Annotated in this window: 17 protein-coding genes; 8 read left to right on the forward strand and 9 right to left on the reverse strand. The window is 63.2% G+C overall.

The genetic code is table 11. The features are described 5' to 3' along the window. The first annotated feature begins 178 nt into the window (after positions 1-178). Positions 179-1,750 (forward strand): alpha-N-arabinofuranosidase, encoded by a 1,572-nt coding sequence (locus RA164_RS00390; protein ID WP_329742017.1) that lies wholly within the window; start codon positions 179-181, stop codon positions 1,748-1,750. Positions 1,751-2,017: 267 nt separating this feature from the next. Then, on the forward strand, positions 2,018-3,007 hold the full coding sequence (locus tag RA164_RS00395) for a nucleoside hydrolase (RefSeq protein WP_329742018.1): 990 nt from the start codon (positions 2,018-2,020) through the stop codon (positions 3,005-3,007). 11 nt (positions 3,008-3,018) lie between these two features. On the opposite strand, the gene RA164_RS00400 is transcribed toward RA164_RS00395, so the two are convergent. The 7 genes from RA164_RS00400 to RA164_RS00430 all read right to left on the reverse strand — a co-directional run bounded on the left by RA164_RS00400 (position 3,019) and on the right by RA164_RS00430 (position 14,783). Further along, positions 3,019-5,124, reverse strand: a complete 2,106-nt coding sequence (locus tag RA164_RS00400) for a beta-galactosidase (RefSeq protein WP_329742019.1) — start codon at positions 5,122-5,124, stop codon at positions 3,019-3,021. Continuing rightward, positions 5,121-6,215 carry a glycoside hydrolase family 43 protein gene (locus RA164_RS00405; RefSeq protein WP_329742020.1) on the reverse strand — a complete coding sequence of 365 codons (1,095 nt, stop codon included), beginning with the start codon at positions 6,213-6,215 and terminating at the stop codon, positions 5,121-5,123. Before RA164_RS00405 ends, RA164_RS00400 begins: the two co-directional genes overlap by 4 nt. After that, a complete protein-coding gene (locus RA164_RS00410; protein WP_329742021.1) occupies positions 6,212-7,681 on the reverse strand; it encodes a glycoside hydrolase in 1,470 nt (489 codons plus the stop codon). Before RA164_RS00410 ends, RA164_RS00405 begins: the two co-directional genes overlap by 4 nt. Further along, positions 7,678-8,904, reverse strand: a complete 1,227-nt coding sequence (locus RA164_RS00415; protein ID WP_329742022.1) for a glycoside hydrolase family 27 protein — start codon at positions 8,902-8,904, stop codon at positions 7,678-7,680. Before RA164_RS00415 ends, RA164_RS00410 begins: the two co-directional genes overlap by 4 nt. A gap of 137 nt (positions 8,905-9,041) precedes the next feature. Further along, positions 9,042-10,625, reverse strand: a complete 1,584-nt coding sequence (locus RA164_RS00420; RefSeq protein WP_329742023.1) for a DUF5597 domain-containing protein — start codon at positions 10,623-10,625, stop codon at positions 9,042-9,044. A 199-nt stretch (positions 10,626-10,824) separates the two neighbouring features. After that, positions 10,825-11,766, reverse strand: a complete 942-nt coding sequence (locus tag RA164_RS00425) for a Gfo/Idh/MocA family protein (RefSeq protein ID WP_329742024.1) — start codon at positions 11,764-11,766, stop codon at positions 10,825-10,827. Between the two features lie 227 nt (positions 11,767-11,993). After that, positions 11,994-14,783, reverse strand: a complete 2,790-nt coding sequence (locus RA164_RS00430) for a TonB-dependent receptor (protein WP_329742025.1) — start codon at positions 14,781-14,783, stop codon at positions 11,994-11,996. Between the two features lie 650 nt (positions 14,784-15,433). Between RA164_RS00430 and RA164_RS00435 the strand changes: the two genes are divergently transcribed. After that, entirely contained in the window at positions 15,434-16,390 is a 957-nt protein-coding gene (locus RA164_RS00435; protein ID WP_329742026.1) for a LysR family transcriptional regulator, read from the forward strand. 90 nt (positions 16,391-16,480) lie between these two features. Here RA164_RS00435 and RA164_RS00440 read toward each other — a convergent pair whose 3' ends face one another. Beyond that, positions 16,481-18,205, reverse strand: a complete 1,725-nt coding sequence (locus RA164_RS00440) for an IlvD/Edd family dehydratase (RefSeq protein WP_329742027.1) — start codon at positions 18,203-18,205, stop codon at positions 16,481-16,483. 348 nt (positions 18,206-18,553) lie between these two features. On the opposite strand from RA164_RS00440, the gene RA164_RS00445 reads away from it, so the two are divergent. The 5 genes from RA164_RS00445 (at position 18,554) to RA164_RS00465 (ending at position 22,017) form a co-directional block, all read left to right on the forward strand. Continuing rightward, positions 18,554-19,123 carry a sigma-70 family RNA polymerase sigma factor gene (locus RA164_RS00445; RefSeq protein WP_329742028.1) on the forward strand — a complete coding sequence of 190 codons (570 nt, stop codon included), beginning with the start codon at positions 18,554-18,556 and terminating at the stop codon, positions 19,121-19,123. Continuing rightward, complete coding sequence (locus RA164_RS00450) at positions 19,120-19,896, forward strand: anti-sigma factor (protein ID WP_329742029.1); 777 nt, start codon at positions 19,120-19,122, stop codon at positions 19,894-19,896. The genes RA164_RS00445 and RA164_RS00450 overlap by 4 nt, the downstream gene beginning before the upstream one ends. A 207-nt stretch (positions 19,897-20,103) precedes the next feature. Continuing rightward, positions 20,104-20,493: a COG4315 family predicted lipoprotein gene (locus RA164_RS00455; RefSeq protein ID WP_329742030.1), complete on the forward strand. Its 390-nt coding sequence runs from the start codon at positions 20,104-20,106 to the stop codon at positions 20,491-20,493. A gap of 86 nt (positions 20,494-20,579) precedes the next feature. After that, positions 20,580-21,488: a DUF3034 family protein gene (locus RA164_RS00460; protein ID WP_329742031.1), complete on the forward strand. Its 909-nt coding sequence runs from the start codon at positions 20,580-20,582 to the stop codon at positions 21,486-21,488. Between the two features lie 70 nt (positions 21,489-21,558). After that, entirely contained in the window at positions 21,559-22,017 is a 459-nt protein-coding gene (locus RA164_RS00465) for a group I truncated hemoglobin (RefSeq protein WP_329742032.1), read from the forward strand. A gap of 279 nt (positions 22,018-22,296) precedes the next feature. Here the strand turns inward: RA164_RS00465 and RA164_RS00470 are convergent. Continuing rightward, a protein-coding gene (locus RA164_RS00470) for an IS3 family transposase (RefSeq protein WP_329742033.1) occupies positions 22,297-23,405 on the reverse strand; the annotation gives its coding sequence in 2 pieces (ribosomal slippage) (positions 22,297-23,144 and positions 23,144-23,405; 1,110 coding nt in all). Between the last annotated feature and the right edge of the window lie 697 nt (positions 23,406-24,102).

Genomic DNA, 24,102 nt, shown 5'->3' on the forward strand with positions numbered 1-24,102 from the left:
AAACCGGTGCCGGCACGCCACGCGCAACGCAAGTCGTGGGGAAGCGAAAGGTTCGGCGAGTGCCCGATGTCCAGCAGGTCGATGTCCGCGGTGCGCCGTGCCGGGCATCGGTCCATGGCATCGTGACCCGCGCCGCGCAGCGACCCCGAACCGAACCAGGTCCCATGTGGAAATCACTATGAAATCAAGTTTCCGGCGTCTCGTTAGCGGTACCACCCTGGCTCTGACCATTGCGGTCGGCATGCCGGCTGCCTCGGCGGCCGATGCTCCGGTGCACGTCTCGGCCACGCTGAGGGCGAACGCGTCCGGTCCGACCGTCAATCCGGCTGTCTTCGGCCAGTTCGCGGAAGACTTGGGCCACAGCATCTATGGTGGGGTCTGGGTCGGACCGAAGTCCAAGATCCCCAACACCGACGGCTACCGCACCGACGTGCTGCACGCGCTGCAGGCGCTGAAGGTGCCCGTGGTGCGTTGGCCTGGCGGCTGCTTTGCCGACCGCTACGACTGGCGCGACGGTGTCGGCCCGGCCGACAAGCGGCCGATGACCGAGAATGTGTCCTGGGGTGGCGTCGACGACGACAACAGCTTCGGCACGCCCGAGTACATGAAGTTCATGCAGCTGATCGGGGCCAGGACCTTCGTTGCCGGCAACGTCGGCAGCGAACCGCCGAGTCTGCTGGCGCACTGGGTCGACTATATGACCTCGACCTCGCATTCGAAGTGGGCTCAGATGCGACGCCGTGACGGACGCGACAAGCCCTGGCGTCTGAATTACCTAGGTGTAGGCAACGAGCTGTGGGGCTGTGGTGGCAACATGACGGCCGACTACGCGGCTGACCTGCTGCGCCGCTACGTGACCTTCGTGCATGTCGACGGTCCGCAGCACACGGACATCATCGGGCCGGGAGCCAACGGCGACGACTACGCCTGGATCGACACCCTGATGAAGAAGGCTGGTCGCTTCATGAATGGGATCGGCCTGCATTACTACGTGATCCCCGGTGGCTGGAGCCACATGCAGCCGGCCAGCCAGTTCGACGAGGCGGGCTGGATCGACACCCTGTCCAAGGCGCTCTACATGAACACGCTGGTCAGCAAGGACAGCGCGATCATGGACAAGTACGACCCGAAGAAGCGCGTTTCGCTGGTGGTCGACGAGTGGGGCACCTGGTTCAAGGCCGAGCAGGGTACCAACCCCGCCTTCCTGTACCAGCAGAACACGTTGCGTGACGGCATGGTGGCCGCGCTGACGCTGAACATCTTTGTCCATCACGCCGATCGCGTGCGCATGGCCAACATCGCGCAGATGGTCAACGTGCTGCAGGCGATGATCCTGACCAAGGGCGACAAGATGATCCTGACGCCCACCTACTACGTGTTCAAGATGTTCATCCCCTACCAGGGCGCCGAAGCCCTGCCGCTTAAGCTGGACACGCCCGCATACACCCTGGGCAAGGTCAGCGTGCCCGCGGTGCAGGGCTCGGCCGTGCGCGGCAAGGATGGCAAGGTGCACATGGTGCTGGTCAACCTGGACCCGCACAAGGCCGCGCAGGTCGCGGTGCGTCTGGAAGGCATGTCGGCGCATGGCGTGAGCGGACAGATCCTCACCGGTCCGCAGATGAACACGCACAACACCTTCGCACATCCGGACACGATCAAGCCGGAGGCATTCGATGGTGCGCACGTGCGTGGAGCCTCGCTGGAGGCGAAGCTGCCGGCGAAGTCGATCGTGGTGCTGGACGTGGATTGATGCATGCTTGAAGTCGGCTTCACGCATGCGTGTCCACGCGCTGCGTGAAGCCGGCAAGATTTCTCCCCGATGGGGTGGCCGGCGACATGATTGTGGCGGCCCCCCATTTTTTTTACTTGCCGTCCTGGTGCCATGAATCTGCGGTCAGAAATCCGGGCCAGGACATGGGACCGGGCCAATCGCACGGGAAAATGGATGGAGCGCATACGGGACGATTCGAGCGATATGTATTCCCCGGTGCCGTCGCGAAGGCGGTTCATCGCGGGCATGGCCGTGCTCGTGACTTCGGCACTGGCCTCAGGGCGCACCTTTGCCAGTGCCGCCCGTCCGCGATTCCGGGTCATCATCGACAACGATTTCTCGGGCGATCCGGACGGACTTTTCCAGCTTGCCCACCATCTGCTGTCGCCATCGATCGAAATCCCCTTCATCGTCGGATCGCATATCCACGTGAACGATTTCCTCGATCCTTCCCGCACCCAGGCGGAGGATGCGGTATCCCGTGTGCACGGACTGATGTCGGCCATGCGGCTTTCCACAGTGCCGACCGTGCTGGCAGGCCGCGATGCGGCGGCAGCCCCTGGAGCAGCGCCGGTGCGCAGTGCTGTAACCGATCGCATCATCCGCGAAGCCCGCCGCAGCGATACACAGGTCCCGCTGGTCTATGCCGCCGGGGCGGGACTGACCGAACTGGCCGAGGCCCTGCGCATCGCGCCGGACATCGCCACACGCATGAGGCTGGTCTGGATCGGTGGTAGCGAATGGCCGGACCTGGTCCATGGTATGCCACGCCGCAACGACCCGGAATACAACTTCACCATCGACGCTGGCGCGGCCCAGACGGTATTCAACGACGCCGGCATCGAAATCTGGCAGGTGCCACGAAATGTCTATCGCCAGATGCTCGTGTCGATGGCCGAGCTCGGCTTGCGCCTCGGTCGTGCCGGCGATCTTGGCCGCTTCCTGCTCGATGCGCTCGATGCGGTGCGGTATCGCTACCCGGACCACATGGGCGAGACCTACATCCTCGGCGACAGTCCACTGGTCACGCTGACCGCGCTGCTCAGTGCCTTCGAGCCCGACAGCTCGTCCAGCCGCTACGTGGTACGCCCCACCCCGCTGCTCGGCGCGGACGGCACCTACCGGCAGCGCGAGGGGTCACGACTGATGCGGGTCTACACCGGCATCGATACACGGCTCACGTTTGCCGACATGTTCGCCAGGTTTGCCAGTCACCAGACCGCGCAGTCTGCCTGAAACGTCGTGCCTTACGGGCCGACGGATGATTCGACGATGGCGACGCCCCACGCGCCCAGGTGGATCGTCTGGCCGGCGTGGATCGCGCGGCCCGACAGAAGCTCGGTGCCGGCAAAGGGCGTGGTTACGTTCTGCGGGTTTCGGGAGTAATTGAGCAGGTAGCGCACCGCGTGGCCGTTGTGCAGGGTGCCGCCGCGGACGATGACCGGGAAGTGCACGTCGGGCAGGCGCGGCTTCACGTCGGCCTCTGCGGTCTCGCGGGCCATCAGCTTGGCGAGGATGGCGCGGGACGGCATGAAGCCGACGTAGGTGACCTCGCCCTTGCCCCAGTGGTTCTCGGTGATCGCCGCGTAGGCCGGCCACGACGCGTGCTGGTAGCGGGTGATGATCCGGGCGGTGGTCGGCTTGAGGAACTCCATCCACCAGCGGATCGTGTTGCCCTTCTTGCCGACGTTGAACGGATCGCCGGCCAGCGAAACGTCGTGGGGGATGGTGAACTCGTGATAGACGACGCCAGCCGCCTTGCTGATGTCGCCGGGTTGCACCGTATAGCGCACCTTGGTGTTCTGATCGGAGAAGCCGCTCTTGAACGTGTACAGCAGATGCCCACCGCGTCGTGCATAGTCGTTGAGCCGCTGGATCTGTGCATCGGTGGCGGCATACAGGGCTGGCACGATGATGAGCTTGTACTTGTCCAGGTCGACTTTCGAATCCGGCGAGATGATGTCGGTTTCTACGTTCATGCGGTAGAGCGCGTCGTAGAACGGTCGCATGATCTGGTTGTAGCCGATCCACTGGCCGTCGGCGTGGATCCTGAATGCGTCGAATGCGCTCAACGCAGTGTTGCTGACGTAGATCGCGACCTGGTTGTGCTTGGTCATGTCGACTAGGGTCGGACCCAGTCGCCTGAGGTCGGCGCCGATGGTTTTTGCCTCGCGGTAGACAGCGTTGGGCTGGTAGTCCTGCGATAGGATGCCGCGCCAGTAGGTCTCGGCGGCGTTGGCCGTAGTCGCCCAGTGCCAGTACTCGACCATGTTGGCGCCCGAGGCAAGATGACTGAAGGCCTGCAGCCGCAACTGGCCAGGATAGGGCGTCCAGTCCGGGAAGCCCTGCGCCTCGGTCTCCATCACCAGGTAGTTCTGCCCGTTGCGCAGCGAGCGCGCCAGGTCGCCGCCGAAGGCGATGTCGGCGCCGGTGAGCTTGTCCTGAGTCGGGTGGTAGATGTCCACGCCGGCCACGTCCAGGGCACGCGCCGCACGCCACTGGTTGACCTCAGGTTGCACACCGTAGGAGTAACCGCGCCAGCCGAGGTCGAAGTTCTGGGTGATGAACTGATCGGGCCGTGCGTGTGCACGCACGAGTTTGGCCTGCCAGGCCAGGAAATGGGTCACCAGGCCACGCTGGTAGGCGGCGAAGGCGTTGCTCATGCTGGCATTGATGGAGCCGGTGACGTCAGGGAAGTCCTGCCAGCGGTTGATCCGATTGCTCCAGTAGTTCAGGCCCCAGGCCGTGTTGAGTGCGTCAAGGGTGCCGAACTTCCTTCGCATGGCGGCGACAAACGCCTTCTGCACGTTCGGTCCGCTGGTTCCGTAGGCCTTGGTCTCGTTGTCGATCTGGTAGCCGATCACCGCGGGGTTGTCGCGCACGTGGTCGACCAGCGCCACGACCACCCGCCGGGCCGCCGCCAGGTAGTGCGGGTTGGTGATGTCCATGTTCTGCCGGCGGCCATACTTGGCGCGGCCCTGTGCCGTGACCACCAGCACGTCCGGATGCTCGCGTGCCAGCCAGGCGGGAATGGCGTAGGTTGGTGTGCCGATGATGACCTTGATGCCGTGGCGGTTCATCGCCGCCAGCGTGCGGTCGATGTCGCTGAAGTCGAACACGCCCGGTTGCGGCTCCAGCGTGCCCCAGGTCGACTCGCCAATGCGCACCACGTCGATGCCGGCAGCCTGCATCATCTGCGCGTCCTTTTCGATGCGGTCGACAGGCTCGTACTCCGGGTAGTAGGCGGCGCCGTAGAGGATCGTCTTCGGCAGGGTCGCCGAGGATGCCAGGGCAGGAGCCGCGGCCATCATGGCGAACAAGATGCCGATCGCGATGAGGCAGGTGTGCTTCATGGTCTGGTCCGGGTGTCGGGAGGCGTGGCACGGCGGCGAGGGCGTGAGCGTGCGGGTAGTGGCGGCACCGGGTGGGTTTCGCCGTCCAGTTCGACCGCCTCGCGCACGATGCGCACGCGGTCGTCGGTATCGCGCATCAGATAGAGCTTGCCGCGCGCGTGGCGGAACGGGCGGTGCAGCACCATCATCAATTGGCCGTCGAAGCGATGGAACAGCATGCCGTGGCCGCTGTCGGCGCGCACCAGCGGGGGCAGTTGCTGCCAGGGGCCGAGGATTGAGCCACTGCGCGAGCGGGCCAGGCCCTCCACGTAACCGTGGCGGTCGTAGCTCGACCACAGCATCAGCAGGGTGCCGCTGCGGGTGCGGAACAGTTCTGGTCCATCAGTGACGTAGATGGTGTTGCCGTTGGGCTGCTTCTTGCCGTCCACCCAGGGTGCGTCGGAAGCGTGGAACAGCACCTTCGAGGGGCCGGCTCGGGCCAGAGCGTCGTCCAGCGGCATGGCATCGATGGTGCCGTCGCCGATCTGCACCCACTCGTGTGCATACACCAGCCATGGATGCCCCGAAGGGCCGATATACAGTGTGCCGTCCAGGGTCATCTTCGCCTTTGGCACGATAGGTTGGCCATGACGCACCAGACGGAACGGGCCATCAAGGCTGTCGGACACTGCCAGCACGGTGGCGCGACGTATCGGCCGATGATGACCGTGGGCCGGCAGCGGCCGGTGCGGATTGTAGAAAGTGCTGAACAGGTACCAGCGTCCGCGCCAGCGGTGCACCTCCGGCGCCCAGGCGCCAGCGTCGGCCCAGGTGCCCGGCGGCAGCGTGAACACCACACGCGGGTGGGTCCAGTGTTTCAGGTCGCGGCTGGTGTACTCCATGATGCCGAGCCGGGGGTCATGGGTCATGCGCGCGCGGTTGCGCGTGTACAGGTGGTAGGTGTGTGTGGCGGTGTCGGCGACGATCCACGGGTCGTGAAGCGGCATTACCGGCAGGCGCAGCGGCGCGTTGGCGTGCGCTGTTGCAGCGGCGGTCGGGTGCAGGGCGAGCACACTGCCCAGTACGGCCAGACACAACGCGACCCGCTTCACGGATGCGTCCCGCAGTGCGGCGCGTGCGACCCGCGACGGAGTACCAGCGTCACGATCGAGCGCGGCGGTGCGTACATCCGGTTGCCGCAGGCCAGGGCGTGGTGGGCGTCGGTGAGGATGGCAATGCCGTGCCAGCCCGACGGGATCCCGAGCCGGCGCGGTGTGATGCCGCCGTTGACGTGGACCAGGACCAGGGTTCGGCCGTCGGGCGAGAGGGCACCGGCCGTATCCATGTCCTGCACCGGGATCAGTCGGTAGCCGGGCCGGATGTAGCGGCTGAACTGGGCCATGGCCCAGTACTTGCGGGTGATGTGCAGCACATGGACCGTATCGGCGGGGGCAAGCAGGTCGGTCTTGATCAGCCCCCAGTTGGAGCCACCCCGGCCGTGTCGCGCGCTGATGTTCTCAACCGCCTGCCAGAACACCCACGCCGCCGGCTGCAGGCGCTTGAGGTCCAGCACCACATGCTCGGCGAAGGCCAGCGGCGAGGCCATGCCCTGGAAGTTCTCCGGATCGCCGCGCAGCGGGGTGTCGTTCTCGCTCATCCACAGGCGGATGCCGGCAGCGCGGGCCGCGTCGCGTACGCCGGTCTGGTGGACGGTACCGTAGCTGTGCACGTTGATCTGGCCGACGCGCCTGCGCGTGGCCGGCGGGTAGGCGGCCCAGTCCTTCAGAAACAGGTGCGAGTTGGTCTCGTCCGGCGCCGACACCACCGTTGCCAGGCCCTGCCGTTTCAGCGCGGCGGCGGTGGCGTCGATCATGTTCGCCTGCAGCGCCGGGCTCCAGTGCGAACCTTCCTGGCGGTTTCCAAGGTACCAGTAGTCGGTGTCTGGTTCGTTGAACGGCGACAGCGTGCGGAAGCGGATGTGTTCGCGTAGCTGCAGCTGCGCCACCACCCGTGCCAGGTAGCTCGCGAAGGCGTCTTCCATGCCGGGGCGGAGGTTGTTCTGCGTCGCTTTGGCCGCCCCCGAAGTGCGGCCGCTCACCGTCATGAACCACGGTGGCGAGTTGGAGAAGGCTTCGAAGATCGGTGTCGCCACCCGCCTGCGCACGGCCTCGAGCCACCAGCGCTGTCCGGGGTCGGCCGACCGGTTCCACATGGCCGGATTGTCGGGATTCCATGCGTGCGCGCTGTCGCCGCTTGGCAGGTGCCAGAAGCCCGGCACGTCGGCACCGGGTTGCGAGAATGGTGCTGTGCCGGCCGGATTGCCGCCGCCGATGTTGTAGCGCGCGATGGTGAAGCCCAGGCCGTCGGGTCCGTACAGCAGATCGGCCAGGTGCTGCTTCTGCGCCAGCGGCCAGCGGCCGGTGACGTTGGCGAACCATGCCAGTGCCGTACCCCAGCCTTCGAAGCGCGTGGTGGGGTGGGCGATGTCAGGGCGCAGTGGCACGCTGACCGAAGGTCCGGCAGCCAGTGCCGGGACACTGGCCGCCAAGGCCAGCGCAAGCAGACATCGCACCCTCACGCCCGCTCCAGCCGATAGAGGCCGGCGCCGTGGGGCGGAAGCGTACGCGAGAGCGAGCCCTTCGCGGTGCCGTCGGGTCGACGCTGCCAGAGATCACGCACTGCCACGCTGCCGGTGATGTTCAGCAGCGCCAGCTCGATGGCCACGTCGCGGGTCTGGTCGCTGGTGTTGAACAGGCCGACATAGACCTCGCCCCCGGGCGAGCGTGCGGCCCAGACGCTGGTGCCGTCGGCGACGAAGTAGGGCCGGTTGTCGCTGGAGGCCTGGTTGACGGCGATCACCTCGGGGTTGGTCAACAGGGCCAGGGTCGGTATATCCAGATGGCGCAGGTCGCCGCCCATGATCAGCGGCGAGCGGGCAATCGACCACAGCGACATCAGTGTGCGTTGCTCGTCCGGGGTGAAGCGGGTGTTGCGCGTGCCGAGCTTGAGCCGACCCAGCGGCAGCATGTCGGCGTCCGGCCAGCCACCGTCTCCGCAGTAGGGGCTCCAGTTCTCCAGCCGGGTGAACTGTGCCTTGAGCATCGGCCAGTGGTCCCAGAAGTCGTCGGAGATGCGCCACATCTGTGCGTGCTTGCGCGCGTGCGTGGCGCGTACCAGCGGTGTCGGTCCCGGCGACATGCTCAGCACCATCGGCCGGCCACTGCGCTCGATGGCGGAGGCGATGGCCTCGATTTCGGGTGCATGGGCGTCGTAGGGCCGGCTGAGGTCGTCGAGCTTGACGAAATCCACGCCCCACGAGGCGAGCAGGGCAAACACGCTGTCGTAGTAAGCCTGCGCACCGGGCCGTGACATGTCGACGCCATACATGTCGGGGTTCCACGCGCAGGTGCTGGAGGTGTCGGCAATCTCGCGCGCGGTGAATTTTGTGCCCAGCACCGGGCAGTCGCGTTCGACCGCCAGCCGCGGAATGCCACGCATCAGGTGTACGCCGAAACGCAGACCCAGCGCATGGACATGGCGTGCCAGCGGCGCAAAGCCGTGCCCGCCGGCACTGGAGGGAAACCGGTTGGGCGCGGGCAGCAGGCGGCCGTAGCGGTCCAGTGTCGGTATCGGATGGGCTGCATAGGCGTAGCCGGTGGCGTCGGGTTCGTACCACTGGATGTCGACCGTGAGGACGTCGTAGCCGGCCGGCAACAGCTCACGCGCCATGATGGCGGCGGTCTCCCGCGTCTGTGCCTCGGTGATGGTGGCGCCGAAGCTGTTCCAGCTGTTCCATCCCATCGGTGGCGTCGGCGCCAATGGGCTATGTCGTGTGGGCGATTTTGGCGACATCGCAGCCAGGGCCGCCCACGCGCCCGGACCTTGCGCCAGGCCGGCGAGGACCGCCCCGGCCTTGAGGAAAGTACGACGTGAGGTTTTCACTGAATCACCTGCTCGGTCACCATCAGCTGCGTGCCGTCGTGAGGAAAGATCAGGCCGAAGGCGGTCTCGTCGCCATTGAGCAGGCGATCGGTAATCCACCGGCCGTGTTCGACGTGCCCCTGCTCGACGGTGAGCAGTTCCACGTGGCCCATAGTGCCCAGCTTGGGCGCGAACTTCACATTGGCCGAGGTGCCCAGCAGCAGGAAGCGATGCGGTGCCACCTGTGCGGCGATGACGCGGCCGGAGACGTCGGCATTGCCCTGGCCGCGAGGTCCGCCGTAGCCATCGCGTACTTCGCCGAAGCGCGCCACCAGGTCGACGTCGTCAAAGTGCATGGGAATGTTGGCGAGGCCGCGTTCCTCGATCGCGGTGCGCACCTTGCCGGCATTGCGCAGCGGGATCAGAAACGATGCGGCGCGACGCAACAGGTGGTAGTTCACCGCCATTGGCGACGACTTCCAGTCGCTCTTGCCGCTGGCGAAATCGTCGGTGATGCCGAACATCGAGATGCCCACGGCATCCGGTCGCATCACCGTCCAGATGGCGTGGCGTGCATGCGCCATGCTGTGGCCGGTCTCCGGCACGAACAGCGGGTTGCCCTTGATGCGGTAGGCGTCGGCGATGGCGGTATAGGGCGCGACGTTGGTGTCGTAGTTGTCCACGCCGACCACGTCGATGGCCGGTGCCAGCGCCTTCCACTGCGGCAGCAGCCACGACACCGCGCCGCCGCTGGGGCTGCTCTGGCCAGGACGCAGCAGACCTGGTTGCTGGCGTGGCCACACGTTCACGTACAGCGGCAGGTCGTACACCTTCTTGCCCGCTGCCGCCACTGCGCCGATGTAGCGCGCGGTGTAGTAGGCCATGAAAGCTTCGGGCGCACGCACGCCGTAGTCCTGCGTCCAGGTTCCCGGCTTGGCGTCCGGCATGTCCGCAGGTACCTGTCCGTCGAACAGCGCGTTGGCGCGTGCGGAGTGGTCACGGTCGGCACCGAGCGTGCCGGCCTCGTTCTCGACCTGCACCATGATCACCGTCCGCTGGCGACCGTCGATCTGCTTGAGGTGACCCATCAGCGCCGCGAACGCATGGGCGTCGGCATCGCGGCTGGCGCCGGCGATCGGGGTGAGCACATCGATCGGGTGGCCGTCGGCGTCGATCACACGCGGGAAGCGCCGGGTGTCCCGCTTCACCCATGCCGGTACGTAGGACATCGTGGCGTTCTTCCAGGTGCCGAACCACAGCAGGGCCAGGCGCACATGCTGGGCACGCGCCTCCTTCACCAGACCGTCCAGCACCGAGAAGTCGAAATGGCCCTCGCGGGGCTCGATCGACTCCCACCCGATCGGCACCATCACCGTGTTCGCACCGCTGCGTGCGATGGCCGGGGCCAGCCGGTGCAGGATGGCGGGGAAGCCGCTGGAGTTGTGCAACTGGATGCCGAGCACCAGATACGGCTTGCCGTCGACGGTGAGCTGCCTGCCGTTGGACGACATCACGAATTGGCTGTCGTGGGTATTGGCCGTCGCCGAGGCGGTTATCGCCATCAGCAATCCGGCGAGGACGGTGGTCAGGTATCGGCTCATGGTCGTTTTCTCGCTGGCTGCAATGAATGCGATGGTGTGTCGTATCGCATCTCAGTGCCGAATATCGTGATCTGTGAGGGCGTCAGGTAAAGGAGTTGCCGGATCTGGTTTTAGTGGCGCGCTGCAGGTCGACAAATATCCATGCCCTCAGGTGTCGCTTTTTCATCATGTCGGTCATCGCTTGGTGGCATGCCGCGACCTATTCGACAAATGGTTCGACCTCGATCCGGCGCGCGCACAGGAAGGCGTCGGCCACCAGTCGAAGCGGACGCAGGTCCACGTCCGAGATGCCCTCGCGGATGATGTCGGCGAAGCGCCGATAGAGTCCGGGATATTCGCCGGCTAGGTCGAGGCCGCGTGGGCTGTCGGTCGTGCCGTCGACGTGCAGCACCGAGCCGCCCTCCGACAACGTCAGGATGCCGCTGTCGGTCCGTACCACGATGTCCCAGCTCTGCTTGCCCTCCTGGCGGAAATCCAGGTCCATGTCGATGACGGCGCCCGAGGTGTCGCGGAAGGCCACGCGTGCGGCGATCGGCGCATCGCGGTTGGACGGCATGTCGAGCTCGCAGCGCTGGACAAAGAAGGGCGATGGAAGAATGCGGGTGGCGATCGAAAGCGCGTTGATGCCCGGATCGAACACGCCGAAGCCGCCGGGCTCCCAGATCCAGGTCTGTCCCGGATGCCAGACGCGGACGTCTTCGCGCCAGGTGATGGTCACGCGCTCGATGGTGCGTTTGCTGAGCCATTCGCGGGCCGGCTCGACGCCAGCAGCGTAGCGCGAGTGCCAGCTGGCGAACAGGCTGACACGTTGAGCCTTGGCCGCCTCCTGCAGGGCGATGACCTCGCTCAGCGTTTCTCCGGGCGGCTTCTCCAGGAACGTATGCCAACCCTGTTCGATGGCGAATTGCGCGATGGCCCAGCGGACCTGCGGTGGCGTGCACAACCCGACCGCATCGACCTCGAAGCCGCTTGCAGCCAGCTCGGTGATGTCGTTGAAATGAGGCAGGTCGCCGACGCTTTCGCCGCGCCGGCTGACGGTGGCCACCAACTCGAGTCCGGGGTCGGCGTGGATCGCGGGAAGGTGCTGGTCGTGGGCGATCTTCCCCATGCCGACGACGGCGATGCGGATGGGTTTGGACATGTTTGCTTCACCTCGGCAGGTAGGGCGTGATGTGGTGCCTGCCCGGGCCACCCTCGGCGAGACGTTGGGCGAGCTTTCGCGTCTTGCGGTCGTGGCGCGTTTGCCCGTAGGCAGCAATGAGTGTGTTGGGCGGTGGTTTCATGCGAGCTTGCGCGGGCATGCATTCTCGCCGCGACCTCTCCGGTAGCCATGACTGGAGAGGCCGCGGCGAGCCTGTTTCGGCGGTCCTACTTGCCGAACTGGAAGCGCAGGCCGGCGCCGAAGTAACGACCCTCGTCACGCACGTCCTGTTCGTACACCAGTTTGTAGCCCGAATAGCCGGTGTAGTCCTGGAACGGGCGGGCCAGCAGGTTGCTGACGTCGACGTTGAGGCTGAGTTGCTTGGTCAGGTCATAGCTGAATGAGAAGTCCAGTCGGCTGCGGGCACGGGTGCCGTTGTAGGTGTTTCCGCCAGCAGGATCGTAGCCGTACCAGTTGATCCAGCCCGAGCGGTGGTTGAACGACAGGCGTGTGGTGATGCCGTGACCTTCGTAGAAGATCGAGGCGTTGTAGGTGTACTTGGACAGGCCAGTGATTTCCACGGGGCTGCTGTACTTGAAGGCGCCGGTCGTCGAGTCGAAGGTCGGGATGGCGTTCTTGCCGTCCAGGTAGGTGAAGTTGTACTGGAAACCCAGGCCTTTCCATACCGAGGGCAGGAAGGTCAGGAAGGTCTGATAGTTGACCTCCAGGCCGCGGATATGACCTTTGCCGGCGTTCTCCGGAAGGCTCAGCTGAATCAGGCCGTAGGTCGGGTCTTTCACGTACCGCGTGTAGTTACTGATGAAGCCGTTCACTTCGTGATCGAACACAGCGACGCTGGCATAGCCATCCTTGGCGAAGTACCACTCCAGGCTCGCGTCGTAGTTGTGCGAGGTCAGCGGCTTGAGGTTGGGGTTGCCACCCGAGCCATACGCAGTCACCGCTGCGGCTGGATCGTTCGGATTGGTGATGGTGCCCTGTTGCACCTGGGTGATGTTGAGCGCCGGGTTCAGCTGGGAGAAGTCGGGCCGGGTCCGCGTATAGGTGTAGCCCAGCCGCAACTGCAGCTTCGGCGTGAAATGGATGCGCATGCTGACATTCGGCAGGATATCCCAGTAGTTCTGATGGTCGGTCCGGGGCACCTTGCTCAGCGTGCCGGTTGCGTTGGTGACGTTCGATGTGCCCGAGTAGTAACCGACCGTATTGACCGCGCGGAAGCCGATGAGGCCGTCCACCGGCATCGGGCCGAGATTGAAGTTGTACTTCGTCTGTGCGTAGGCCGCGTAGCTGTACTCACGGGCACTGAATGCGGCAGCGGGATCGAGTGCCACGTCACCAGCCTGGAAGGCCTGCAGGTCACTCAGGTAGCCCTGGTCGCCAGGATTGAGTGCCACCAGTTGCTTCAGTGCCTGGATGGAAAGCTGCTCGAGCTGGGCGTAGCTACCGGCGATGCCATTGCGTGTCGGCTGCAGGTACTGCGTGAAACTCTGCGCGCTGCCGCGGAACGGGTTGCCGGTCAGCACCAGGGGACCTACCGGGAGACTGGCTAACGGAATGGCGAGGGGCAGGGTATAGGCATAGCGTGAGCCTTGCTCGAGTGAGGCCTTGCGCGAGGTGGTGCGGATGCCGAACTGGAGTGTGTTGAACAGGCTCCACGGGGTGTCCCACTCACCGTCGGCACGCCACTGCCAACCGCTGCCGTTGGACTTGTAGCGGCGCTCGTAGAAGCCACGCCAGATGTAGTTGCTGGGATCGTTGATGTTGAAGTTGGGCAGACTGAAGGCTGCGCCGCCATCCTTCATGAAGTTGACCACGGTCTCCTGTGGTGTGGTCAGTGCCGAATCCAGACTCCAATTCCGTGCGCTGTACTGGCTCGTCGTGAAGGCCAGGTCGGTCGACCACGTCAGATCGCCGTCGTACCACTTGGCGCCGGTCGCCAACTGGTAAGTATTGGTCTGGTCTGCACCGGTGGATCGATACATCTGGGGTGCGTAGCCACCACTCTTGACCAGGCTCTGGACCTGTTCGGTGCCCGGTACCAGAACAACGTCGGTCAAGGTCGGGTCGCCGCCACGGACGTCATCGTTGAAATTGTCGGTGAAGCCGCGTCCGCGATAGCCCTGCCAGATACCCTCCAGGTAGTACTCCGAATTCCCGTTCGGCCTGAACTGCACGGCGAAGTTGGCTGACGGACGATCCCGCTTGCCGCCGTCGTTGTACAGGCCGACGTTATAGGGGTAATAGAAGCTCTGGCCGACCGACGTCGGGCTGACGGACGATCCCGGGCTGACTTGGGTGATGTAGGTGCCGTTGTAGCGCACGCCATTGTGATAGTGCTCCTGGGCGTAGGTCAGATTGCCCAGAAAGCCCCACTCGCCGAGGCTGTTCTTCCAGCGGTTCGAGTAAAGGAAATTACCATTCGGATCGTACCTGCCGTTCTCGTCGTTGTAGGTCTCGCGGAACCCACCGGCGATGACCCGGCCCTTGAAGTCGAATGGTCGGCGGGTACGCACGTTGATCAGGCCTGCCAGTCCCGCAGCGAGCAGATTGGCAGTGCCCGACTTGTATACCTCGATGGCCTGGATGGCCTGGGAAGGGAAATCCTGCAACTGGACCCGGCGAAGCTCGGCGGTGAAGATGTTGCGTCCGTTGTAAGTGGTGACGATATCCGGCAGGCCGCGCACCAGCACGTTGCTGGTGTCGTCGTCGTAGCGCGAGACCTGCACGCCAGCGATACGGGCGAGACTTTCGGCGGCGGTATTGTCGGGAAGCTGGCCGATGTCCTGCGCCACGACTACGTCGACGATGGCATCTGAGTCGCGCTTGATCTGCTGCGCCGTCTGCATGCTCATCCGCAACGAGTCGGCCGAGACGGTGACGCCTTTGAGATTGGTGGCTTTCTTGCTGTCTGCCTTGGTCGACTCTTTTTTCTTGGACTTTTTGGAGTCGCTTTTCTTGGCTTGCGACTGGTCCTGCGAGACTGCTGCTTGCGGAGCCACAGACAGCGCGCTGCCCACAGTTGATGTGCTTGTCGGAGACGCGAGTGCCGCGGTCGGCAGCAAGGCTGCGGCGATTGCGGTTGTGATCAGCGTCCGGACGAGTGATGAACGATCATTGCGAGTCACTATAAACCTCCCCTCGGTATAGGCATGGCATGACGCCGCTCGCGGGTCGTGCCGTCCATTTGCTTTCGCCTTCTCCCCATCGGAAAGCGAGCTATGTAGGTACTTCCTCTCCCAGCCGAGCTCATGCAGGTCGCCCCGGCGATGGTTCTTGTTCTGCGATTGCGGTAACCGGTTATCTGTGCCGAATTCGCGCTTGGATTAACGGGTCGTGCACAACGCGAGGCTGCGAAGAACGATCTGAAGCGGGTGCATGGTCGGCTCGTGCTTTGCGGATATTCCTGTTTGGACGACGAACCGGAGAGTTCCCCCAGGCACAACGAATCCCGATCCGTTCGTTGCTTATTCTGGAGACAGCAGGTATACACAACAAATACTATTTATCGAAAAAGACATATATAAACGCACATATTTTTTGAGACATTGCAATGCAGCAAAAAGGAATTTGGCTGGATACGTCAGTTAATTGAGATACGCCAATGCATTAAGGCTTGTGGTTCAAAACGATTATTTCTTGAGGCATTGCAATGCAACAAAAAAGCCCATGGTTTCTGCGCGCGCGACTCAAGACTCGCCATCTGTTGCTATTGGTCGCGATCGAGGAAGAGGGAAATATCCATCGCGCGGCCGAGACACTGAACATGTCGCAGCCAGCCGCATCGAAGCTCCTGAAGGACCTCGAGGACTCGATGAATGTGGCGTTGTTCGACCGGTTGCCGCGGGGCATGCGGCCCACATGGTTCGGTGAAGCGATGATTCGCCATGCCCGGGTCGCCCTGGCCAGTCTTGGCGAAGCGGGTGACGAAATCGAGGCGCTGAAAACCGGTCATGCCGGAACCGTCAACCTCGGATCCATCCAGGGGCCCAGCGTCACGCTTGTCCCCGACGCCATCAAGCTGGCGGTGAGCGAACATCCGAAACTCCGGGTGTCGCTGACCGTGGACACCAGCGATGTTCTTCTGGAGCGCCTTGCGCAGAACAAGCTGGACATCATCGTGGCGCGTCTTTTCGCACGACACGACAAGTCCCATCTGCATTATCAGGCTCTTGCCGAAGAGAATATCTGCGCCATCGGTCGCGTCGGGCACCCGTTGCTGAGGAAAAGGCGCCTTAGGCTCTCCGACCTGGCCGCGGCCGACTGGGTGGTTCCACCGGTGGGAAGCGTGCTGCGGCATCGCTTCGAGCTGATGTTCCAGAACGCCGGGCTACCCATTCCCGAGCGCATGATCGAGACCACCGCGCTGGTGTTCGTGCTGAAGATGATGCGGGAGACCGATTATCTGAGCGTGGTGCCCACCGATGTCGCCAACTACTACGAGGATCATCGTGTCGTGTCCGTGCTGCCGATCGAGCTCACCTGCAAAATGGATGCGTTCGGGATCATCACCCGGACTGACTGGCTGCTTTCGCCGGCTGCCCGCATCATGCTGCGGTCCATGAAGACCACGGCCACCGAGGTCTATGGAGTCGAGGATCTCGACTAGGGTCCATCGGTATTCTTGATATCGACGATGAACGCGGTCTCACGGTCAGCATGACCGTGAGTGCCTTAGCCATATCGGCGCGGTTTGCGTTCAGTGCGAGTCGCGCGGTACGTCAGCGCCGCTGCCGCCTACGAGGAAGTCCAGGTCCGCGCCAAGATCTGCCTGCTGGACATGCTCGACATAGAGCTTGTACCAGCCACGCGTGGGCGTCTCGGGCGCCTTCCAGTTCGCCTTGCGGCGCGCAAGCTCCTCATCACCAACTTCGAGATGGATCCGGCGTCCCGGCACGTCGAGTTCGATCATGTCACCGTCCCGCACCAGTGCCAGCGGGCCGCCGGCGGCGGCTTCCGGTGATGTGTGCAGCACCACGGTGCCGTAAGCCGTGCCACTCATGCGGGCGTCGGAGATGCGCACCATGTCGGTGATGCCCCGCTTGAGCAACTTTGGCGGTAGCGGCATGTTGCCGACCTCCGCCATGCCGGGGTAGCCGCGTGGTCCGCAGTTCTTGAGGACCATCACGCAGGTTTCGTCGATGTCCAGTGCATCGTCGTCGATGCGTGCATGGAAGTCCTCGATGTTCTCGAAGACCACCGCACGACCACGATGCTTCAGAAGGTGGGGCGAGGCTGCCGAGGGTTTGATCACCGCGCCATTGGGTGCGAGATTTCCCCTCAATACGGCGATGCCGGCCTCGGCCCTGACCGGCTCGTCCATGGTCTTGATGACATCCCGGTTCCAGCAAGGGGCATTGGCTATGTTCTCCCCAAGCGTATGCCCATTGACGGTCAATGCATCCGTATGAAGATGTGCGGCGATCTCGCGCAGGACGGCAGGCAGGCCGCCCGCGTAGTAGTAGTCCTCCATCAGGTGCTCGCCCGACGGAAGGAGGTTCACCAGGCAGGGAAGCTTGGAGCCCAGCTCGTCCCAGTCCTGCAGGTTCAGCTCGACGCCGATGCGACCTGCCAGGGCCAGCAGGTGGATCACTGCGTTGGTCGAGCCACCGATCGCGGCATTGGTGCGAATGGCGTTTTCAAAGGCCTCGCGGGTAAGGATCTTGGACATGCGCAGATCCTCGTGGACCATCTGCACGATCCGGCGGCCGCTCAGTTGAGCCAACTGGTAGCGCCGCGAATCCACGGCCGGAATAGCGGCGTTCTCGGGCAGGGACATGCCCAGCGCCTCGACCATGTTGGCCATGGTGGAGGCGGTGCCCATGGTCATGCAGCTGCCTTTCGAGCGATGCATGCAGGATTCCGCCTCGACGAAGTCCTCGTGTGACATCTCGCCCGCGCGGACCATCTCCGACATCTGCCAGACACCCGTGCCCGAGCCGATCTTCTGGCCGCGCCAGCGGCCGCTGAGCATCGGGCCGCCGGAGATACCGATAGTCGGAATGTCGCAGCTTGCCGCGCCCATCATCAGGGACGGGGTGGTCTTGTCGCAGCCCATCAGCAGTACCACGCCATCGATCGGATTGGCGCGGATCGACTCTTCGACATCCATGCTGGCGAGGTTGCGAAACAACATCGCGGTGGGGCGCATCTGAGTCTCGCCCAGCGACATCACCGGGAATTCGAGCGGAAAGCCACCCGCTTCATAGACACCGCGCTTGACGTATTCGGCCAGTTCGCGGAAGTGGCCGTTGCAAGGCGTCAGCTCGGACCAGGTATTGCAGATGCCGATGACGGGACGTCCATCGAACAAGTCACCCGGATAGCCCTGGTTTTTCAGCCAGCTTCGGTAGAGGAAACCACTCTTGTCCGCACTGCCGAACCACGCCTGACTGCGCCGACCTGGCTTCTTCGAAGAACTCATGGCGTGCATTTGCCCCTGTGGCAGCTGTTGTCCGTTGGGTGTCGATGCTGCTTTGCAGCTGGAAATCCCGTGAACATCAGCCTACAGAGCTGAGACATACAGATAAAATAAAAAGATCAGAGCGATCAATATACTTTCATATATGTCTTGAGCCATGGGATTCACCCCGATATCGCGGACACTTACGAGAAGGCTGCGGGCTTTCTCCGTTCACAGATCTAATTGGCGAATGGCAACGTATACGTTGGTGGGAGCGACCCGTGTGGTCGCCAGGAATGGCCAGAGCTATCTGGCCCACACGACCACGCGGTCTGCTTGAGCCGGCCCGCCAACGATGGACACACGCCCATGCAGCCAGGTCGAGCGATCGAGCAAGACGTGAAGGACGTGCAGGACGAACTGCTGTTGAAGACCGCATCCGGTGACCAGTCGGCCTTCGCCGAGCTCTACCGGATCAGTTCCCCTCGTCTGTATGGACTCTGCGTGCGTATGCTGCGTGAGCGCGGCACTGCCGAAGAGGTGTTGCAGGAAGCCTGGATTACGGTCTGGCATCGGGCTTCAACGTTCGATCGAGCCAAGGCCAGCGCAAACACCTGGCTGGGTACGCTGTTTCGCAACAAGGCGATTGACCGACTCCGCCAGCGCAAAGAAGAGGTGCTCGACGATCCGGACCTGATGAACGATCTGGAAGACGACGTGCCAAGCCCGGCAGAGGGAGCCGAACAGTCACAGGACTATCTGCGCTTGAGCGAATGCCTTGAGCAACTCAGACCGCAGCAGCGGCGTGCGGTCCGTGAAGCTTTTTTCTCCGGCGTTACGTACAACGAATTGGCTGCGCGTTGCCAAGTGCCTTTAGGGACCATGAAAAGCTGGATCCGTCGCAGCCTGTTACAGCTCCGTACGTGCCTGGACCCATGAATATACCGACCGATGACAGCAACTCGCAGCTGCGCTATGCCGAATACGTGCTTGGCGTGCTTGACGCCGATGCCAGGGCTGAAATGGAACGCGACATAGCCGCCAGCGATGCCGTGGCCACTGCCGTGGCGCTGTGGCAACGCCGGCTTTTGCCGCTCATTGCCGAGAGTGTGTCGATCGATCCTCCGGAATACGTCTGGCAACAGATCCGCCATCAGCTGGCGCTGGCACAGCCTTCGACGGCAAAGCACCCTGCCGCTACCCCCTTTCGCTGGTGGGACAACCTGCGGTTCTGGCAGGTACTTGGGCTGGGAGCGAGCCTGCTGGCTGCGGCCTGCCTGGTCCTGCTTGTGGTGAGCCCGCGCCATTCCAGTCCGACGGCGACCTACCTTGCCTCTGCGATCACACAGGGCAATGGCCAGGTCGGCTGGACGGCGACCGTGGATCTCGACCATCGCCTTGTTGTCATCGTACCGACTCGCCCGCAAGCCATCGCGCAGGGGCGGGAGCCCGAGCTATGGCTGATTCCCAAGGGGCAGCGTCCCATCGCGCTGGGCATGATCGGTGGCGACGCGCCGGTGACCTTGTCGCTGGGTCCCAAGCTCCTGGCCGGGTTTGGCCGGGGGGCGGCACTGGCTGTATCGGTAGAGCCGCCGGGTGGTTCACCAACCGGACAACCCACCGGACCGGTCATCGCCAAGGGTCTCGTTGGGGCCTCGAGCACAGTCATCCGGTTTTCCAGTGGGCGCTCCGCGCGACCGCTCGACAGTTGAACCCCGGGCGTCCCTGCCGACCCCCAGCCTGCTCAGACCTGTGCACTTTCGTGGCGGGTGCGGTCGTCGTATCAGGTGCCCTCATTCCGGTGGAACGGGCATGTCTGCGCGTCAAGTCGACGCGGTACCGAGTATTTGCATCCAGGCGACCGTTCGGCACGTAGCTGGATAGGTAGGCAAGTGCCTGCTCACGCCAGGGACAATTCAATGAACGTACGGATCTGGATTACTTCAGCACTTTGGAGTGTGCTCAGCGTGTACGGCACGCTCGCTGTCGCGCAAACGAAAACACCCCCGCACTCAGATGCCCACCATCGGCTGGTCAGTGCCGATGGCATGACGCTGTATACCTATGATCGGGATGGCCAGGGTGGCTCCAGTCACTGCGAGAATATCTGTGCCAGGCTATGGCCGCCGTACCTTGCCACCGCGAATGCAAAGCCTTCGAAGAGCTACGGTGTGATCGTCCGCAATGATGGCTCTCGACAGTGGACTTACCTGGGACACCCACTCTACAGATACGCGGGTGACACGGCGGCGGGTGTCACATTGGGCAATGGCGTCAACGGCACCTGGCATGTGGCCCTGAAACACTAGAGCCCATTCTTTTGCATCCCTCGAGCATTTCATCTCGTACCGCCCATAGGGGCGCGGTAGTCGCGTCATTGACGGAGAGCTCGACGATGCATCCATTCCTACGGAACTACAAGCTACTCGCAGCCGCATTGGCGTTGCTGGGCGGCCTCATCTCTCTTCCCGCCGTTGCCGGAGATAGCGGCGCAACGCCCTTGAATATCAGCGGAAAACTCTTGCTTACGGGCGGCGTCTCGCAGATCGAGGGCTCGGCAGGTGGCGGCCTGACGCCATGGGCCGTGATCGGGGGATACGGAACGCAGGGCCAGATCGGCGCCAACGCCTTCTACACCCGTGTCAATGTGCAGGACTACCATCTCGACGACGCCGGAGCCCTGATCGGCATCGACAACCGTGTCGAGATTTCAGTGGCGCAGCAGCGCTTCAATACCGAGGACGTCGGTGCGGCCCTCGGGCTCGGTCGTGGGTTCACCTTCCGCCAGAATGTGGTTGGCGTGAAGGTTCGTCTTTTCGGCAATGCCGTGCTCGACCAGGACACCTGGGTGCCGCAGGTGGCCGTCGGCATGCAATACAAGAAGAACAACCAGGGCGCGATCCTGCACGCAATTGGCGCGAAGAGCGACCATGGCATTGACTACTATGTCAGCGCGACAAAGTTGTTCCTGTCGCAGAGCCTGCTTGCCAATGCCACGCTCCGTTTCACCAAGGCTAACCAGATCGGAATCCTCGGCTTCGGGGGCGACAAGCACAACGGCTACCAAGCCGAGCTCGAGGGTTCGCTGGCATATCTGCTCAGTCGCAACTGGGCAATCGGCGCGGAGTATCGGCAGAAGCCGAACAATCTGAACATCGCGCGGGAAGACGACTGGTACGACGCCTTCGTGGCTTGGGCCCCGACCAAGAACGTCTCCGTGACCCTCGCCTACGTCAATCTCGGCAACGTCGTCATCAAGAGCAACCAGCAGGGCATGTACGCATCCGTGCAGGTCGGCTTCTGACACCCATCACGCATCGAGGATTCCCGCCATGTACAAGACTACGACCTTCATCTTTCTGCTGACTGCAGGCTTGTTCGTCAGCACCGTCGCCTCGGCACAGAACGCCATGTCCGCCGGACAGAACAACACGAGCGCCGATGCCTACCCCGCAGCACCACGCGACCCTGCCCTGAAGCCGGTCTTCAAGGAGTTCGGTGGCAAACCCGGTCTCGTCGCACTGATGAACGATTTCATGGACAACCTGATGGCCGATCCGGTAACCAAGCCTTACTTCGAGAATGCCGACCGCAACCATATCAAGGCAGAACTGGTGGATCAGTTCTGCGTGATCCTGGACGGACCGTGCACCTACACCGGAAAGGACATGGCCGCGGCACACCGGGGCATGAACATCGACCATGCCGCCTTCAATGCCCTGGTCGAGGATCTCCAGCGCGCGATGAGCAAGCGTGACATCCCGTTTCGCGCGCAGAACAAGCTTCTGGCGAAACTCGCACCCATGCATCGTCAGATAATCACGAAGCATTGACCGAGTGGTCTTCCATGCACGTCGCGGATAGAACCGAGGCGTGCATGGAGCCGCGGCGTGGGCGAAGCCGACTAGAGCAGCGATAGTTGCGCACAGTTAACCACCCGAACCCACCGGAAAGACTTCACTATTTTGTCTTCGGGCGCGTGCAAAATTTTGTGTGCATAGCCTAAGCCTTGTCAGAACCCTCGTCTCCAAGCCGTGCCTTTTTAGACGTATAAACTGGCCGCCGTCGGCAAGAAGTAAGAGAGTTGACCAGCCCTGTCGACTCCCCAGAAATCAGTGCCAAGCTAAATTAGAGGTTGCCGGGTCGTTCTGAAGTCGGAATTCGACGGGCGTGAGCCCGTCGAGGCTGTCGTGGGGAATCTCGTTGTTGTAGTCGGCCAGCCACCGTTCCGCGTGCTCACGTACTTCGGTGAGCGTGCGGAAGATGTACATGTCGAGCACGCCACGGCGGAAGCTGCCGTTGAAACGCTCGATGAAGCCGTTTTGCATGGGCCTGCCGGGCTCGATGAAGTCCAGAGTGATGCCTTTGCGCTCGGCCCATTCGGCCAGCGCCAGTGCGATGAATTCCGGCCCGTTGTCCAGGCGAAGCTTGGCCGGATAGCCGCGCCAGGCCGCAATCCGCTCCAGCGTGCGGATGACACGCGTGGCGGGCAGGTTGAGGTCGACCTCGATGGCCAGTGCTTCGCGACTGAAGTCGTCAATCACGTTGAACGTCCGGAAGCGCCGCCCATCCCACAGGGCGTCGGACATGAAGTCGATCGACCAACTAGCGTTGATCTGCTCGCCAGCCGCCAAGGGCATCGGATGCCGGTTCGGTACACGCTTCTTGCCGCGTCGGCGGCGATTGAGTTGCATCCGGCAATACACGCGCCACACCCTCTTGTGGTTCCACACCAGACCACGGCGTCGAATCAGCTGAAACAGCTTGCCGAAGCCACGCTCTGGAAACCGTTCCGCCAGTTCAGCGAGCAGCGCAATCACTTCCTCGTCCCGATCCGGTCGGCGGCGGTAACGCGCCGTTGATCGCGACAAGCCCATCGCCAGACAGGCCCGGCGCTCGCTCCAGCCGTAGTGATTCATCAACCACGTCAGCAGCGGGCGCTTGTGCGCCGGGTCTACAACTTTTTTGCAATCAGATCCTTCAGCGCGTGGTTCTCCATCGCCAGCTCGGCATACATCCGCTTGAGCTTGGCGTGCTCCGCCTCGATGTCGCGCAGCCGCTGTATGTCGGACGCTTCCATCCCGCCGTACTTGGACTTCCACACGTAGTACGTGGCGTCCGATATGCCCAACTCGCGGCACACATCTTTGACCTGCCGACCGCCTTCGACCTGCTTCAGCGTCGCGACGATCTGACTTTCGGTGAACTTGCTCTTGCGCATCTTGGGTCTCCTTGGGGCTAGTTTGCCCGGAGACCTCCAGTTATGCCTGGATCAAGATTACGGGGAGTCGACATAAGCGGCTTCGCCGCCGTTTAACTCGTTGAATGTCCGTTTCTGGCCGCACGCAGCCCTTGCGTCCATAGTCGCGACCGAGGATGCTCCGGAGGGCCGGGCTCGACCCAAAGCGGGCAGTCCGCTAACCGACGTCGAAGCAGTGTCTCAGCTGGAGCTGATCGTGCCTTCAAGAGCTTTGCCGGACTTCGTCGCTAAGATTAGGCTGCTTTCTACAGAGGCGGGCGGCCTCGCCGCCTCTCAACTCCAGCGTTAGGCCGTTAAAGATGCGCACATTCCCTCGTGTCGTCCTTGGTCTCTTCGTTGCCTCGCTGGCGGCGTCGCTCTTGGCGGCGGTTGTTTTCGATTCTCGAGCAGCACGTTGGTGTGGCATGCCCGCGCTCCTTATCTCGGCGTGGGCGGCACTCGGCCACCTCGTAACACTGGACGACGAGGTGGCGGGGGGCTGGTCGAACCCAGATGGCTCGTCGCAGGTCTGGTCCCGATCGCTCGGCGAACTGGCGGTCAAGATTGTGGTCGTCCTGCTTGTCGCTTGGCTTGTCGTCGGCACCCCACTGGCACACCATGCGGCCTAACTCCAGCGTTTGAACGTCCGCTACTGGCCGATCACCGACTGCTCAGTGAT

The sequence above is a fragment of the Dyella sp. A6 genome, from assembly GCF_036320485.1.
Lineage (GTDB): Bacteria > Pseudomonadota > Gammaproteobacteria > Xanthomonadales > Rhodanobacteraceae > Rhodanobacter_A > Rhodanobacter_A aluminiiresistens.

What these genes read in the sequence shown, in the direction of transcription:
- RA164_RS00420 (WP_329742023.1), bottom strand. Translation starts at nt 10,625, where the DNA reads ATGAGCCGATACCTGACCACCGTCCTCGCCGGATTGCTGATGGCGATA.
- RA164_RS00435 (WP_329742026.1), top strand. Translation starts at nt 15,434, where the DNA reads ATGCAACAAAAAAGCCCATGGTTTCTGCGCGCGCGACTCAAGACTCGC.
- RA164_RS00460 (WP_329742031.1), top strand. Translation starts at nt 20,580, where the DNA reads ATGCATCCATTCCTACGGAACTACAAGCTACTCGCAGCCGCATTGGCG.
- RA164_RS00445 (WP_329742028.1), top strand. Translation starts at nt 18,554, where the DNA reads ATGCAGCCAGGTCGAGCGATCGAGCAAGACGTGAAGGACGTGCAGGAC.
- RA164_RS00415 (WP_329742022.1), bottom strand. Translation starts at nt 8,904, where the DNA reads ATGGGATGGAACAGCTGGAACAGCTTCGGCGCCACCATCACCGAGGCA.
- RA164_RS00425 (WP_329742024.1), bottom strand. Translation starts at nt 11,766, where the DNA reads ATGTCCAAACCCATCCGCATCGCCGTCGTCGGCATGGGGAAGATCGCC.
- RA164_RS00450 (WP_329742029.1), top strand. Translation starts at nt 19,120, where the DNA reads ATGAATATACCGACCGATGACAGCAACTCGCAGCTGCGCTATGCCGAA.
- RA164_RS00455 (WP_329742030.1), top strand. Translation starts at nt 20,104, where the DNA reads ATGAACGTACGGATCTGGATTACTTCAGCACTTTGGAGTGTGCTCAGC.
- RA164_RS00400 (WP_329742019.1), bottom strand. Translation starts at nt 5,124, where the DNA reads ATGAAGCACACCTGCCTCATCGCGATCGGCATCTTGTTCGCCATGATG.
- RA164_RS00440 (WP_329742027.1), bottom strand. Translation starts at nt 18,205, where the DNA reads ATGAGTTCTTCGAAGAAGCCAGGTCGGCGCAGTCAGGCGTGGTTCGGC.
- RA164_RS00390 (WP_329742017.1), top strand. Translation starts at nt 179, where the DNA reads ATGAAATCAAGTTTCCGGCGTCTCGTTAGCGGTACCACCCTGGCTCTG.
- RA164_RS00395 (WP_329742018.1), top strand. Translation starts at nt 2,018, where the DNA reads ATGGCCGTGCTCGTGACTTCGGCACTGGCCTCAGGGCGCACCTTTGCC.